At 73.6% G+C, this 13,489-nt stretch carries 15 protein-coding genes; 7 read left to right on the top strand and 8 right to left on the bottom strand.

Annotated elements, in window-relative coordinates:
* The first annotated feature begins 106 nt into the window (after positions 1-106).
* Positions 107-781, top strand: a complete 675-nt coding sequence (gene trhA / locus NP064_RS04230; protein WP_227567754.1) for a PAQR family membrane homeostasis protein TrhA — start codon at positions 107-109, stop codon at positions 779-781.
* Positions 782-797: 16 nt separating this feature from the next.
* On the opposite strand, the gene NP064_RS04225 is transcribed toward trhA, so the two are convergent.
* Genes NP064_RS04225 through mca form a run of 3 tightly spaced genes read right to left on the bottom strand, consistent with a single transcriptional unit; the run spans position 798 to position 2,849 of the window.
* On the bottom strand, positions 798-1,622 hold the full coding sequence (locus NP064_RS04225) for a nitrilase-related carbon-nitrogen hydrolase (RefSeq protein ID WP_227567755.1): 825 nt from the start codon (positions 1,620-1,622) through the stop codon (positions 798-800).
* Positions 1,623-1,656: 34 nt separating this feature from the next.
* Positions 1,657-1,995, bottom strand: coding sequence for a hypothetical protein (locus NP064_RS04220; RefSeq protein ID WP_227567756.1), 339 nt, complete (start codon positions 1,993-1,995; stop codon positions 1,657-1,659).
* Positions 1,992-2,849 (bottom strand): mycothiol conjugate amidase Mca, encoded by an 858-nt coding sequence (gene mca, locus NP064_RS04215; protein ID WP_255623465.1) that lies wholly within the window; start codon positions 2,847-2,849, stop codon positions 1,992-1,994. The genes NP064_RS04220 and mca overlap by 4 nt, the downstream gene beginning before the upstream one ends.
* Positions 2,850-2,981: 132 nt before the next feature.
* Here mca and NP064_RS04210 point away from each other — a divergent pair, with 132 nt between their 5' ends.
* Complete coding sequence (locus NP064_RS04210) at positions 2,982-3,410, top strand: DUF4307 domain-containing protein (protein ID WP_227567758.1); 429 nt, start codon at positions 2,982-2,984, stop codon at positions 3,408-3,410.
* 215 nt (positions 3,411-3,625) lie between these two features.
* Positions 3,626-4,111, top strand: a complete 486-nt coding sequence (gene greA / locus NP064_RS04205) for a transcription elongation factor GreA (RefSeq protein WP_227567759.1) — start codon at positions 3,626-3,628, stop codon at positions 4,109-4,111.
* A gap of 110 nt (positions 4,112-4,221) precedes the next feature.
* On the opposite strand, the gene ilvA is transcribed toward greA, so the two are convergent.
* From ilvA to NP064_RS04190, 3 genes are read right to left on the bottom strand one after another with little or no spacing between them, the layout of a single operon-like run.
* Positions 4,222-5,427 carry a threonine ammonia-lyase gene (gene ilvA, locus NP064_RS04200; protein WP_227567760.1) on the bottom strand — a complete coding sequence of 402 codons (1,206 nt, stop codon included), beginning with the start codon at positions 5,425-5,427 and terminating at the stop codon, positions 4,222-4,224.
* Entirely contained in the window at positions 5,424-6,722 is a 1,299-nt protein-coding gene (locus NP064_RS04195) for an AI-2E family transporter (protein WP_227567761.1), read from the bottom strand. Before NP064_RS04195 ends, ilvA begins: the two co-directional genes overlap by 4 nt.
* Positions 6,719-7,948 (bottom strand): cystathionine gamma-synthase, encoded by a 1,230-nt coding sequence (locus tag NP064_RS04190; protein WP_227567762.1) that lies wholly within the window; start codon positions 7,946-7,948, stop codon positions 6,719-6,721. The genes NP064_RS04195 and NP064_RS04190 overlap by 4 nt, the downstream gene beginning before the upstream one ends.
* A gap of 96 nt (positions 7,949-8,044) precedes the next feature.
* Between NP064_RS04190 and msrA the strand changes: the two genes are divergently transcribed.
* From msrA to NP064_RS04175, 3 genes are all read left to right on the top strand, one after another.
* The gene (gene msrA, locus NP064_RS04185; protein ID WP_227567763.1) at positions 8,045-8,707 is read left to right on the top strand and encodes a peptide-methionine (S)-S-oxide reductase MsrA; all 663 of its coding nucleotides are present in this window, start codon (positions 8,045-8,047) and stop codon (positions 8,705-8,707) included.
* A 46-nt stretch (positions 8,708-8,753) separates the two neighbouring features.
* Positions 8,754-9,461 (top strand): DNA alkylation repair protein, encoded by a 708-nt coding sequence (locus tag NP064_RS04180; protein ID WP_227567764.1) that lies wholly within the window; start codon positions 8,754-8,756, stop codon positions 9,459-9,461.
* Positions 9,462-9,605: 144 nt separating this feature from the next.
* A complete protein-coding gene (locus NP064_RS04175; RefSeq protein ID WP_227567765.1) occupies positions 9,606-11,243 on the top strand; it encodes an MFS transporter in 1,638 nt (545 codons plus the stop codon).
* Between the two features lie 65 nt (positions 11,244-11,308).
* Here NP064_RS04175 and NP064_RS04170 read toward each other — a convergent pair whose 3' ends face one another.
* The gene (locus NP064_RS04170) at positions 11,309-11,713 is read right to left on the bottom strand and encodes an FKBP-type peptidyl-prolyl cis-trans isomerase (protein WP_227567766.1); all 405 of its coding nucleotides are present in this window, start codon (positions 11,711-11,713) and stop codon (positions 11,309-11,311) included.
* Positions 11,714-11,867: 154 nt separating this feature from the next.
* Here NP064_RS04170 and NP064_RS04165 point away from each other — a divergent pair, with 154 nt between their 5' ends.
* Complete coding sequence (locus tag NP064_RS04165; protein WP_227567767.1) at positions 11,868-12,473, top strand: cysteine hydrolase family protein; 606 nt, start codon at positions 11,868-11,870, stop codon at positions 12,471-12,473.
* Here the strand turns inward: NP064_RS04165 and NP064_RS04160 are convergent.
* Positions 12,462-13,463 (bottom strand): acetylxylan esterase, encoded by a 1,002-nt coding sequence (locus tag NP064_RS04160; protein WP_227567768.1) that lies wholly within the window; start codon positions 13,461-13,463, stop codon positions 12,462-12,464. The genes NP064_RS04165 and NP064_RS04160 overlap by 12 nt on opposite strands.
* Positions 13,464-13,489 lie beyond the last annotated feature (26 nt).

The raw sequence follows: 13,489 nt of genomic DNA, 5'->3' as shown, positions 1-13,489 counted from the left end.
TCCGCCCCACATCGACCAGTACCTACGCACGCGTAACTTACGGTGACGTAAGTTATGCTCCTGCTGCCCAGACCACGCTCACCAGAAATGCACAGGACGGACGCACGTGGACACCCCGCAGACCCTCGAGGACGTCGCCACCGTGATCAAGCCGCGGCTGCGCGGATGGCTGCACGCCGGGATGTTCCCGGTGGTCGTCGTGGCCTCGATCCTCCTCGTCGCCACCGTCCCCACCGACACCGCGCGGTGGTCCTGCACGGTGTTCGGCATCACGTCGGTGCTGCTGTTCGGCACCAGCGCCGTCTACCACCGCGGGACCTGGTCGCCGCGCGTGACCGGCATCCTGCGCCGGCTCGACCACTCGAACATCTTCCTCATCATCGCCGGCACCTACACCCCGCTCGCGGCGATCCTGCTTCCGCCCCGCACCCGCGACATCCTGCTGATCGTGGTGTGGTCCGGCGCCGTCCTGGGACTGCTCGCCCGGGTCATGTGGCTGGGCGCCCCCCGATGGGTCTACACCCCCCTCTACGTCGCCCTGGGCTGCGTGGCGCTCGGATTCCTGCCGCAGTTCGCCGAGGGCCCTGGCGGCGTCGCGGCGGTCTGGCTGATCGCCGGGTGCGGCGTCGCCTACATCACCGGCGCCGTCGTCTACGCGATGAAGCGGCCGAACCCGAGCCCTCAGTGGTTCGGGTTCCACGAGGTGTTCCACGCGCTGACCATCATCGGCTTCAGCTGCACGTACGTCGCCGTGGCCATCGCCGCCCACGCCAGCGCCTGACACCGGCAGAGCCCGGTCACGGAAGCGGGACGACCCCGTACCTGCGGTGCCGCAGCGCGGGGTTGCGGTCCCGGACCGCCGCCAGCGCCCCGCCGTCGATGTCGGCCGTGCGGATGCCAGGCTTGTCGTCGAGCTCCAGCCCCACCACGCCGTCCGGCGCCACCAGCAGGGACCGTCCCACGACCCCACGCCCCGCCTGGCCCACGGCGACGACCGCCGCCGTGTTCTCGATGGCGCGTGCGATCGCGAGCGTGCGCCAGTGCAGAGCCTTGAGGTCGCCCGCCGCCCACGCCGCGGGCACCACGAGCGCGTGGGCCCCGGCGTCCACCACCCGTCGGGCCGACTCCGGGAAGCGCAGGTCGTAGCAGGTCAGCACGCCGAAGCGCAGGCCCTGGACCTCCATCACCACGGGCGCCGCGTCCGCCGGCCCCGCCTCGAGGCGGTCCGACTCGCGGTGGCCGAACGCGTCATACAGGTGGACCTTGCGGTAGACGCCCACGAGCCCGCCGGCGGCGTCGACGGCGACGACCGCGTTGACCGCCCGCGCAGGGGTGGCGCCGGGCAGCATGGTCCCCGCGATGACGGCCACACCGGTCGCGGCGGCCCGTTCCCGCAGCAGGGTGACGAACGGCCCGTCGAGGCCCTCGGCGTGCTCGGGCCCGGCACCGCGCGGGTCGAACCCCGACGCGTACTCGGGAAGCACCAGCAGGTCCGCGCGGGCCCGCGCCGCGGTGCGCATCGCGTCGGCCACCGCGAGCCGGTTGGCGGTGTGGTCCGGGCTCACCGTGAGCTGGCCCATGGTGACGCGCACCGCAGGGCGCACCGGCGGCTCGGGGCTCATCGCCGCGACCACCCGGCGCCGGACGCGGCCACGCTCACGGCCGTGGCGCCCCGGGGCCGTCGGGGCCGTCACCCGGGCCGCCCGGCGCTCCCGGCGCCGCGCCCGGGCCCTGCGGCGGCGCGTCCGGGGCCTCGGCGCCCGGCCACGGCCCGTCCACCCGACGGCGCCCCTCGAGGCCCATCTGCTCGGCACGGTGCTCCATCCTGCGGAGCTGACGCGTCAGCCCGAAGAACAGCCCGATGGCGGCGAGCGCGACGGCGAAGGTCACGATGAAGCCCAGGATGCCCGGGGAGCCGGCCTGCGAGCCGGCGACCTCGGACGTCGGGGACGGGCTCGGGGTGACGGCGAGCACCAGCACTGCGGGGACGTTCACGCGACCACCTCTCGCACGCCGGCGAACAGGTCGTCCTCCGGCACAGACGTCGGCACGCGGGACTCCGCGAGCTCAAACTCCTCGAACGGCCAGTCCTCGCGCTCCACGTCGCGCGGGATCGCGAAGAAGAAGCCCGTGGGGTCGATCTGCGTGGCGTGGGCGCGCAGGGCGGCGTCGCGCGCGTCGAACCAGTCGGCGCACACGACGCGCGTGGTGACCTCGCGCTCCGGGATCTCGCGGGCGGCACGGGACTCGACCCACTCGCCGAACGGCGACTCCAGGCCCCGGGCCAGCAGGGCCTCGTGGGCGCCGCGGATCCGCGCCATGGAGAACCCGTGGTTGTAGTAGAGCTTGAGCGGCGTCCACGGCTCGCCCGAGTCCCGGTAGCGCTCCGGGTCGCCCGCGGCCGCGAAGGCCTCAGCGGAGACCCGGTGGGTCATGATGTGGTCCGGATGCGGGTAGCCGCCCGTGGGGTCGTACGTGGTGATGACGTGCGGCCGGAACTCGCGCACCAGCCGGACCAGCGGCTCGGCCGCCTCCTCGAGGGGGACCAGCGCGAAACAGCCCTCCGGGAGCGGCGGCAGCGGGTCGCCCTCGGGCAGGCCAGAGTCGACGAAGCCGAGCCACTGGTGGCGGACGCCGAGGGCCTGCGCGGCCGCGGCCATCTCGGCGCGGCGGATGGCGTTCATCTCGGCGGGGCCACCCGTCACCGGCGGGTAGTGCGGGTTGAGCACGTCGCCCCGCTCGCCGCCGGTGCACGTCGCCACGAGGACGTCGACCCCCTCGGCGGCGTAGCGCGCCATCGACGCGGCGCCCTTGCTCGACTCGTCGTCGGGGTGGGCGTGCACCGCCATCAGGCGCAGCCGTTCTCCGGTCACCGCATCCTCCTGTGGGACGACCCGGCGCTCGGCGCGCGGCGGGCGAGAGACAATGATCGCGCACGCCGGAGACGTCCGGCGCCCCGAGCCCCCGCGAGGAGCACCGCTGTGAGCGAGTCGACCCCCATCCGGCCACCCGCCGGCCGCTACGGCCGCGCCCCTCGGGTACGCCGCTGGCCAGCGTGGGCGCTGCCCGCGGCCGTGATCGCCGTCGTGGCGGTGCCCGTCGGCGTGTGGATCGGCGTCGCCACCCTCAACGACCCTGTCCAGTGGAAGACCGTCGGGTTCTCGGTGACGGGCGACGACAACACCGACATCACCTTCGACGTGACCCGCGGACCGGGCGTGACCGTCTCGTGCGCCGTGCACGCGCTCAGCGTGTCGTACGCCGAGGTCGGGGTCCGCGACGTCGTGGTGAGCCCCTCGGACGAGCGCACCGTGCGCGTGCGCGAGCCGATCCCCACCGCGGAGCTCGCCACCGCGGCCGAGGTCACGAGCTGCCGGGTCGTCGACCCCGACGCCGCCCCCGCCGACTGACCAGCTGGCTGACGCGGCGGCGCTCCGCGCGCGGGACGAAACGCCGTCTCCGCGGCTCTGCAAGGGTTCTCGTGTTGCTATCCTGGACGATTCACGCGCCACGTCGGTCAGGCGTGACCACAGGTCGACGCGATCGAGCGAGAGCGGCACACCCTCATGGTCCACAGGTTCCGTGCCGGACGTGTGCACCCCGATGTTGCAAGGAAGGAGCGATCGTGACCGAGACGACTCAGGCCACCTGGTTGACGCAGGAGGCCTACGACCGACTCAAGAGTGAGCTCGCGCGCCTCGAAGACGAAGGCCGCGCCGAGATCGCCGAGCGCATCGCAGCGGCGCGCGACGAGGGCGACCTCAAGGAGAACGGCGGCTACCACGCCGCACGCGAGGAGCAGGCCAAGCAGGAGGCCCGCATCCGCGAGCTCAAGCAGAAGCTGCGGAACGTGCAGATCGGCACGCCGCCGGACGACGGCGTCATCGAGCCGGGCATGGTCGTCACGGCCGTCGTCGCGGGCGACGAGATGGTCTTCCTGCTGGGCTCGCGTGAGATCGCGGGCACGGCGGACATCGACGTGTTCTCCCCCACGTCCCCGCTGGGCGCCGCGATCAGCGGCCGCACCGTCGGCGACACGGTGAGCTACGAGGCGCCGAACGGGTCCGAGATCCCCGTGGAGATCAAGGCCGCGAAGCCCTTCCAGGGCTGACTCGGGAGATGCGCTAGCCGCGCTCACGCGGACGGCACAGGGCGAGGGCCCCGCACCATCATGGCGCGGGGCCCTCGCCCTGTCTGCTGTCGAGCGGGCACGTGGCCCGGTCAGCCCTCGACCAGCCGGAAGCCGGCGTCGAGCACGTGCTTGCGGACCTGCGCGCAGTGGTCGGGGCCCTTGGTCTCGACCTGCACCTCGATCTCGACCTCGTCTATCGCCAACCCCGTGCCCGTGCGCACGTGCGACACGTGCATGACGTTCCCGCCGGTCGCCGCGAGCTCGCCGAGCAGTCCCGCGAGCGCGCCCGGCGAGTCGTCCACCTTGACGCGCAGCTGCAGGTACCGGCCGGCGGACGCCAGGCCATGCCGCACCACCCGCAGCAGGACCAGCGGGTCGATGTTCCCTCCGGAGAGCACCGCCACCACCGGCCCGGCGAACGTGCCCTCGGGGGCCGCCATGAGCGCCGCCACAGCAGCCGCGCCCGAGGGCTCGACCAGCAGCTTGGCGCGCTCGGCGACCAGCAGCAGCGCCCGGGAGAGGTCCTCCTCGGTGACTGTCCTGATCTCACTGCCAAGCCGGTGCAGCACTTCGAACGGCACCAGGCCCGGTGTGCCCACCGCGATGCCGTCGGCCATGGTGCGCACACTGGTGGCCGCGATCGGGCGCCCGGCCGCCATCGACGCCGGGTAGGCCGCGGCGCGGGCCGCCTGAACCCCCACAACGCGCACCTCGGGCCGGAGCTCGGCGATGGTGGCCGCGACGCCCGCCGCGAGCCCGCCGCCGCCCACCGGCACGAGGATCGTGGCAACGTCCGGGACCTGCTCGAGGATCTCGAGCGCGATGGTGCCCTGGCCCGCCACGACGTCGCGGTGGTCGAAGGGGTGGATGAGCACCGCGCCGGTCCGCTCCGACTCGGCCAGTGCCGCGACCAGGGCCTCGTCCACGCTGGTCCCGTGCAGCCGGACCTCGGCGCCGTAGTCCCGGGTCGCGGCGACCTTGGGCAGGGCCGCGTCCACCGGCATGTACACGACGGCGTCGATGCCCAGCAGGCGGGCGGCGAGCGCGACGCCCTGGGCGTGGTTGCCGGCGCTGGCCGCGATCACCCCGCGGGCCCGCTCCTGCGGGGTGAGCCGGGCCATCCGCACGTACGCGCCTCGGATCTTGAAGGAGCCCGCGCGCTGCAGGTTCTCGCACTTGAGCCAGACGTCGGCGCCCGCGGCCTGCGACAGCGCGCGGCTCGCGTCGACGGGGGTGCGCGTCGCGACGCCGTCCAGCAGCGCGGCCGCCCCCCTGACCTCCTCGATCCAGGTCACGGGCGCTCCTCGCCGGCTGTGTCGGGGCCGACGGCGACTGCCGTCGCCTCGGGCGGGTCGGCTGGCGCGCTCTGCGGCGAGCTCCCGTGGAACGCGTCCTCGTCGCCCAGCGTGGGGAACTTGTCATGACCGCTGAGGTACAGGATCACCGTGTTGAGCACCGCGACCACCGGGACCGCGAGCAGGGCGCCGACGACGCCCGCCAGGAACGAGCCAGAGGCGACCGCGAGCAGCACCGCCACGGGGTGCAGCGACACCGCGTGGCCCATGAGCAAGGGCTGCAGGACATGCCCCTCGATCTGCTGCACCACCAGCACGATGACCAGCATGATGATCGCCGCGCCGGGGCCCTGGGACACGAGCGCCACGAGCACCGCGATCGAGCCGGTCAGGACCGCGCCCACGAACGGGACGAACGAGCCGATGAACACCAAGATCGACAGCGGCAGCGCGAGCGGCACCCCGAGGATGGCCGCCCCGGTCCCGATGCCCACCGCGTCAACGAACGCGACGAGGATCTGCGTTCGGGTGTAGGCGCCCAGAGTGACCAGGCCGCGGCGCGCCGCCTGATGGGCGCGGGCGCGGGCCTGGCCGGGCAGCAGGCCGACGCACCAGCGCCAGATCGTGCCGCCGTCGAGCAGGAAGAAGAAGGTGCAGAACAGCGCGATCAGCGCGCCTGCGGCGACGTGGCCGAGCGTGGTGGTCACCGACAGGGCCCCGGAGACCACGCCGCCGCTGTTCGCGCTGACGGAGCTGCCGATCTGGTCGATGTAGGCCTCGATCTGCTCGGCGGAGAGGTGCAGGGGGCCCTCGGCGAGCCAGAGGGTCACTTCCTCGACGCCCTGCGCGGCCTGGTCGCCCAAGTCGCTGAAGCCGCGGACCACCGAGTTGCCCGCGATGGTCAGCAGCCCGCCCACCAGGCCCAGCAGGCCGATGAGCGACGCACCCGCCGCGAGCGCGCGCGGCAGCCTCAGCCGCTCGCGCAGGAACCGGGCCACGGGCGCCAGCAGCACCGCGAGCAGTATGGCGATCGCCACGGGCACCACGATGGTCTTGAGAGCGCTCACCGCCCAGACTCCCACCGCGGCGGCCGCCATGATCAGCAGCACCCGCCAGGCCCACGCGGCGGCCAGTTGCACCGGGCGCGGGATGGAGGCCTCGACCGGCGACGCCTCACGCGGCGTCGGGTCCGCCGCGTCGCGGGACGCCTGCGCGACGGCTGCGGGACCGCGCGCCGTCACCTCGTCGACGGGGTGGTCGGACGCAGGGGCGCCCGGACGAGCCGATCCGCTCATGCGAGTCCTTGCTCCAGGTCTGCCAGCAAGTCCGCCAGGTCCTCGATGCCCACGGAGAGTCGCACCAGGTCCTCCGGCACCTCGAGGGCCGTGCCGGCCACCGAGCCGTGCGTCATCTTCCCGGGGTGCTCGATGAGCGACTCCACGCCGCCAAGCGACTCGGCGAGGGTGAACACCCGGGTCTTCGCGCAGACCGCCAGCGCCGACTCGAGGCTCCCGGTGCGGAACGAGACCATCCCGCCGAAGCCGCTCATCTGGCGCGCGGCGACCTCGTGGCCCGGGTGGGACGCGAGCCCGGGGTAGATGACCTGGGTGACCCGGGGGTGGGCCTCCAGGTAGCCGGCCACGGCTGTCGCGTTCGCGACGTGCCGGTCCATGCGCACGGCGAGGGTCTTGAGGCCGCGCAGCGTCAGCCACGAGTCGAACGGCCCGGCGACGGCGCCCGAGGAGTTCTGGTGGAAGCCGATGGCGTCGACGAGGGCCGTCGTGCCGGTGGGGCCGGTGAGGCCGACGGGCAGCTGGGCGCCGTCGGCGGTCACGAGGGCCCCGCCCACGACGTCGCTGTGGCCGCCGATGTACTTGGTGGTGGAGTGCACGACCACGTCCGCCCCGAGCGCGAGGGGCTGCTGCAGGTAGGGGGTCGCGAACGTGTTGTCGACCACGAGCAGCGCCCCGGCCGAGCGGGCGTGCGCGGCGAGGGCCGCGATGTCGGCGATGCCGAGCAGCGGGTTCGTGGGCGTCTCGACCCACACGAGCTTGGTGCGGCCGGGCTGGATCGCGTCGAGCACCGCGCGCGGGTCGGCCAGGTCCACCGGCGTGTGGTCGACGCCCCACGGGCCGAAGACCCGGGCGATGAGCCGGTACGTGCCGCCGTAGGCGTCGTCGGGCACCACGACGTGGTCGCCGGGCCGGAGCACCGCGCGCAGCAGCGTGTCCTCGGCGGCGAGTCCCGACGCGAAGGCGAAACCGGCGCCGCCGCCCTCAGCCGCGCGCAGCGCCTCTTCCAGCGCGGCGCGCGTGGGGTTCGCCGACCGGGAGTACTCGTAGCCGCCGCGCAGGCCGCCCACACCGTCCTGCTTGTACGTCGAGACCTGGTAGATGGGCGGCACCACCGCTCCGGTGGCGGCGTCGGGGTCCTGGCCGGCGTGGATCGCGCGGGTCGAGAACCCGGCCGTGTCCCAGTCGTGGCCGGCGGGCTGGTCAAGGGCGTGGGGGTCGGTCGTCACGGGGAACAGGCTAGGCGGTGCGGCTGCCAGTGACGCGCGGGAACACGGCACGGCTCCCCTGCTGTTGCACGGGGTGACCCCGAGGAGAGTGACGAGATGGCCGGATGGCTGTTCGGTTCTGCGATGAAGTCGACGATGGTCACGCCCGACCGGGCGCTAACTGGCCGTGAGGACTACGCCTACCCGGTGCCCGAGCGGCACGCTGTGCTGGGCACCCCGCTGCAGGGCCCGTGGCCCGAGGGCACCCAGGTCATCTACCTGGCCCTCGGGTGCTTCTGGGGCGCCGAGAAGGAGATGTGGCAGCTGCCCGGGGTCGTGACCACGGCCGCCGGCTACCAGGGCGGGTTCACGCCGTACCCGACGTACGAGGAGACGTGCACCGCGCTGACCGGCCACACCGAGACGGTGATGGTGGCGTACGACCCTGCGGTGCTGCCCACCACCGAGCTGCTGCGCACGTTCTGGACGCTGCACGACCCGACGCAGGGCTTCCGGCAGGGCAACGACGTGGGCACCCAGTACCGCTCGGCGATCTTCACCACCACGCCCGAGCAGGCGGAGGCGGCCCGGACGACCCGCGACCTGTACGCGCCAGAGCTCGCGCGCAACGGCTACGGGGAGATCACCACGGAGATCCGCGACGCGGCCGAGGCGAGCCCGTTCTACTACGCCGAGGAGTACCACCAGCAGTACCTGCACAAGGTGCCGAACGGGTACTGCCCCGTCCACTCGACGGGCGTGGCCTGCCCGGCGCCCTGAGAGGGCCCGTCCAGGACGTCCAGCCAGCGGGTCTAGCCTCGCCCGCGTGGGACGACGCGAGGACTACCGCGGGGCGATCGCCGGGTTGGCCGACGAGGCGCTCGAGGCCTATTTAGACGAGCGCTCCGGGCTGCCCGGCCCCCGCGCCAACCTGGAGCTCGCCGACGCGGTCGCCGACGTGGTCGACGCGGCCACCGCGTACCGCCTCGCCGGATCCGACCACGAGTTCGTGCGGTTGTGCGGCGTCTCCGCCCTGGGTGCGGTGGCGGCCCGCGAGGACGGGGCCGCGCGCGAGGAGGCCGTCGAGCGCCTGCACGACGAGGCGCGCGACGATCGGTGGCGGGTCCGGGAGGCTGTGGCGATCGCGCTGCAGCGCATCGGCGACGTCGACCCGGCGCTGCTGCGCGCCGTGGTGGGCGCGTGGCTGGCGGATGACGACCCGCTCGTGTTGCGGGCCGCGCTGGCCGGGGTGTGCGAGCCTCGCCTGCTGCGCGACCCCGAGACCGCGGCGCTCGCGCTCGACACGTGCGAGCGGGCCACCGACCGCCTCTGCCGGTACTCGCCGTTCGCGCGTCGCAGCCCGCGGGTGCGCGCCATGCGCCAGACCCTCGGCTACTGCTGGTCCGTGGCGGTGGCCGCCGACCCCGACCACGGGCTCGAGAGGTTCGGCCGGCTCAACAGCTCGAGCGACCCCGACGTGCGCTGGGTGGATCGCGAGAACCGACGCAAGCAGCGTATGCGCCGCCTGCTCTGACGTATGCGCCGCCTGCTCTGACGCGAGCGCGCCGCGCGCCGGTGCGCCGGTGCGCCGGTGCGGCGGTGCGGCGGGTTTTTACCGACACAGCGTCGGGATGTACCGTCGGAAGCGCAGAATTCCACTCGCACCCCTGGAGCACCCGTGACCGACGCGACCTCGTCCAGGCCGTCCACCCCGCCCGAGTCCCCGGACAGCCCGCCACGACCGCGTTGGCTCGCGATGGGGACGCTCTCGCTCGGCGTCTCCCTCGTGATCATGGACGCCACCATCGTCAACGTCGCGCTGCCGGTCGTGATCGAGGACATCGGCCTCGACGCCTCAGGGGCGCAGTGGATGAACGCCGTCTACTCGCTGGTCTTCGCCTCGCTCATGCTCGCCGTGGGCCGCATCGGCGACCTCTACGGGCGTCGACGCCTGTACGCGGTCGGCCTCGGGATCTTCATGCTGGCCAGCCTCGTGGCCGGGAGCGCCCAGACCCCGGGGATGCTCATCGGCGCGCGCGTCGTGCAAGGGTTGGGCGCCGCGATGGTGCTGCCGGCCACGCTCTCGACGCTCAACGCGATGTTCTCGGGCCGCGAGCGGGGGATCGCGTTCGCGATCTGGGGCTCGACGATCGGCGGCATGGCCGCGATCGGGCCGCTCCTGGGCGGCTGGCTCGCGACCGACGTCAGCTGGCGCTGGGCGTTCTGGCTCAACATCCCGTTCGGGCTGCTGGCCCTGTGGGGCATCCGCCGCACGCTCGAGGAGACGCGGGACACGAGCCTGCGCCGAGGGACCGACATCCCCGGCGTGGTCCTGTCGACCCTCGGGGTGGGCGGCATCGTCTTCGGCCTCATCGAGGGCCAGTACTACGGCTGGTTGACCCGGGACACGGGCTCGCTGTCGCCGGTGCCGGTGGCGATCGTCGGGGGCGTCGCGCTGCTCGCGCTGTTCGTGGCGCACGAGCTGCGCCGCGTGCGCACCGGCGGGGTCGCGCTCGTCGACCTGAGCCTGCTCGCGATCCCGACGTTCCGATACGGCATCATCGCGGCGCTCGTCGTCTCGCTCGGCGAGTTCGGACTGCTGTTCACCCTCCCGCTGCTGCTCGAGGGCGCCCTGGGCTACACGGCGCTGGGCGCGGGCTGGCTGCTGCTGTGGCTCGCGCTGGGGACGTTCCTCGTCTCAGCCGTGACTCCGCGCCTGACCGCCCTCATGGGCCAGCGGGCCGTCGTCCGCACCGGCCTGGTCCTCGAGACGCTGGCCGTCGGCGGGCTCGCGGTCGTCCTGAGCGACTCGATCGCAGCGTGGACGCTCGCGGCGCTGCTGTTCGTCTACGGCATGGGCGTGGGACTCGCGACCGCGCAGCTCACAAGCCTGATCCTCACCGACGTGCCGGTCGCCGCGAGCGGACAGGCGTCGGGCTTCCAGACGACCGCCCGCCAGCTCGGCTCGGCCCTCGGGGTCGCGCTCCTCGGAGGGGTGCTCGTCGCGAGCCTCACGAGCACGGCCACCACGCGCCTCGAGGCCTCCGACATCCCGCCCGCACAGCAGGAGCACGTCGTCGCCGCGGTGCGGGGCTCGGTCGGCGCAGCGATCCCCTCCCTCGCGCAGGACCCGGCGACCGCCGACGCGGCGACGGTCGCGGCCGACTCGCTCGTGCACGCCAGCAAGGTCACCACGGGCATCGCGGCGGGGGTCCTCACGCTCGGGCTGCTGGCGACGCTGGCCCTGCCGCACGTGCCGCACCCGGTCGAGGAGTCCCGCGGCACGCGGCGCCCCGCACGGCCCTCGAAGGGCTGAACGCGAACGCCCGGCCGTCGCACATCCGTGCGCCGGCCGGGCGATGGCGTTCAGGCCACGTAGGGTCAGTTGACCCCGACGATGTCCACGACGAAGACCAGGGTGCTGTCGCCCTTGATGCCCGCCTGCGGCACGCCACGGTCGCCGTAGCCCAGGTGCGGCGGGATCGAGATCAGCACACGGGAGCCGATCTGCTGCCCGACGAGCGCCTGGTCCCAGCCGCCGATGACGGCGCCGACGCCGATCGGGAAGTTGATCGACGTGCCCCGGTCGTAGGAGTTGTCGAAGATCGGGCCGTTCCAGAGCTGGCCCAGGTAGTTCACCACGAGGTCGTCGCCGGCCTCGACGAGCGGCCCGTCGCCGCGGCTGAGCACCACGACCTCGAGCTCGGCGGGCGCCGCCGCGTCGGGGAACGTCAGCGTGGGCTTCTCGCCGAACGATCCGGTCGCCTCGGGAAGCTGTGCGGTCATGGGGTGGTCTCCTCGGATGGACGTCAGATCCCCTCATCCTCCCCTGTCAGCGGCGCGGGTGCGCGCACGGCTCCCCGGCCGGTCGGCAGGATGTCGACCCTCGATGGCTGGCGGGGCGGTTCCGCCGCTGGCTCCGCCGCGCCAGGCTCGGCGCATGCCTGGCGACCTCGAGCCCCTCGACCACGACGCCGTCCTCATCGTCATCGACGTCCAGCAAGGGTTCCGCGACCCCTCCCGCGGCCCGCGCGACAACCCGCGGGCCCTGGCGAGAATTGCCGCGCTCGTCGACGCGTGGACCGGCGCCGGGCGCCCGGTCGTGCGGGTGCGGCACGCGTCCACCACCCCGACCAGCTCGTTGAGCCCTGGGAGCCCGGGGTACGCCTTCGAGCCGTTCGTGGCCGAGATCGACCCGTCGCTCGACGTCGTCAAGCAGGTGCACTCCGCCTTCGGCGGCGACGTCGACTTGCACGCCTGGCTCACGAACCGGGGCATCAGGCAGGTCGTCGTGTGCGGCATCCAGACCAACATGTGCTGCGAGACCACCAGCCGGGTGGCCGGGGACCTGGGGTACGAGGTGGTGTTCGCGCACGACGCGACGCACACCTTCGACCAGGTCGACCCGGCCACGGGCCAGGTCGTGCCCGCCTGGCAGCTCGCGCTCGCCACCCGGAGCAACCTGGCGAACGGCTTCGCGACCGTTGGCCGCCACCGTGGACGTCCTCGCGGCGGCCGGGGTCGCGGCGCCGCCCTACGAGGGTGATCCGCCCGGCGCCGTCCGGGGAGCCAGCCACGCGACCTGACGGCTGAACTGGAACCCCTGGCCGCCCTCGTGCTGGTTGAAGGGGTAGACGACGATCTCCTTGTCCTCAACCCCGGCCAGCTCGCCGTACCGGTTGTAGGCGGCGTACACGGTGGACGGCGGGCACACCGGGTCCATCAGCGCCACGGAGAACAGCGTCGGGGCGCTCGCGCGCCGGGCGTGGTGCGCGGAGTCGATGTAGGACAGGGTCCGGAACGCCTGCTCCTCGGCGCCGCGGTGCACCGAGAGGTACCGGGTGATCTCCGCGTACGGGTCCGCATCGGTGATCTCCACGGCGCGGCGGTAGTGGCACAGGAAGGGCACGTCGGCCATGACGGCCGCCAGGTCGTCCACCAGCCCGGCCACGGCCAGCGCCAGCCCTCCGCCCTGGCTGGCCCCCACCACGGAGACCCTCGCCGGGTCCACGCCCGGGACGGCGCGGATCGCGTCGACCGCACGCGCCGCGTCGGTCATGACCCGGCGGTAGTAGCTCTCCGCGGGGTCCAGGATGCCGCGGGTGAGGAAGCCGGGGCCGGCGGGGCCCGAGCCCACCGGGTCAGGCGTGTCCCCGCCCGAGCCCCACACGCTGCCCTGGCCACGGGTGTCCATCAGCAGGTGCGCGTACCCCGCCGCCGCCCAGCCCAGGCGCTCGTGGGCGAAGCCGCGACCGCCGCCGTACCCGATCAGCTCCACGACCGCCGGCAACGGCCCGGCGGCGCCCGCCGGGCGGGTCAGCCACCCCTTGATGGGGTGGCCGCCGTACCCCGCGAACGTGACGTCGTGGGTCTCGACGAGCGTCAGGCCGGTGTCCACCGGCTCGAGCCGCAGCGCGAGGTCGTGGGACCGGGCCTCGGCGAGCGTGCCCCGCCAGAACTCGTCGAAGTCGTCGGGCTCGTCGAGGACGGGCAGGTACGCCTCGAGCTCGGCGCGGGGCAGGTCGAAGAGGGGCATGTCAGCACTCCTTCAATACGGGCGAC

Source organism: Cellulomonas chengniuliangii, from assembly GCF_024508335.1.
In the GTDB taxonomy this organism is placed as follows: Bacteria; Actinomycetota; Actinomycetes; order Actinomycetales; family Cellulomonadaceae; genus Cellulomonas_A; species Cellulomonas_A chengniuliangii.
Note: the sequence above shows the minus strand (reverse complement) of the source record. Positions and strands in the feature narration are given on the sequence as shown.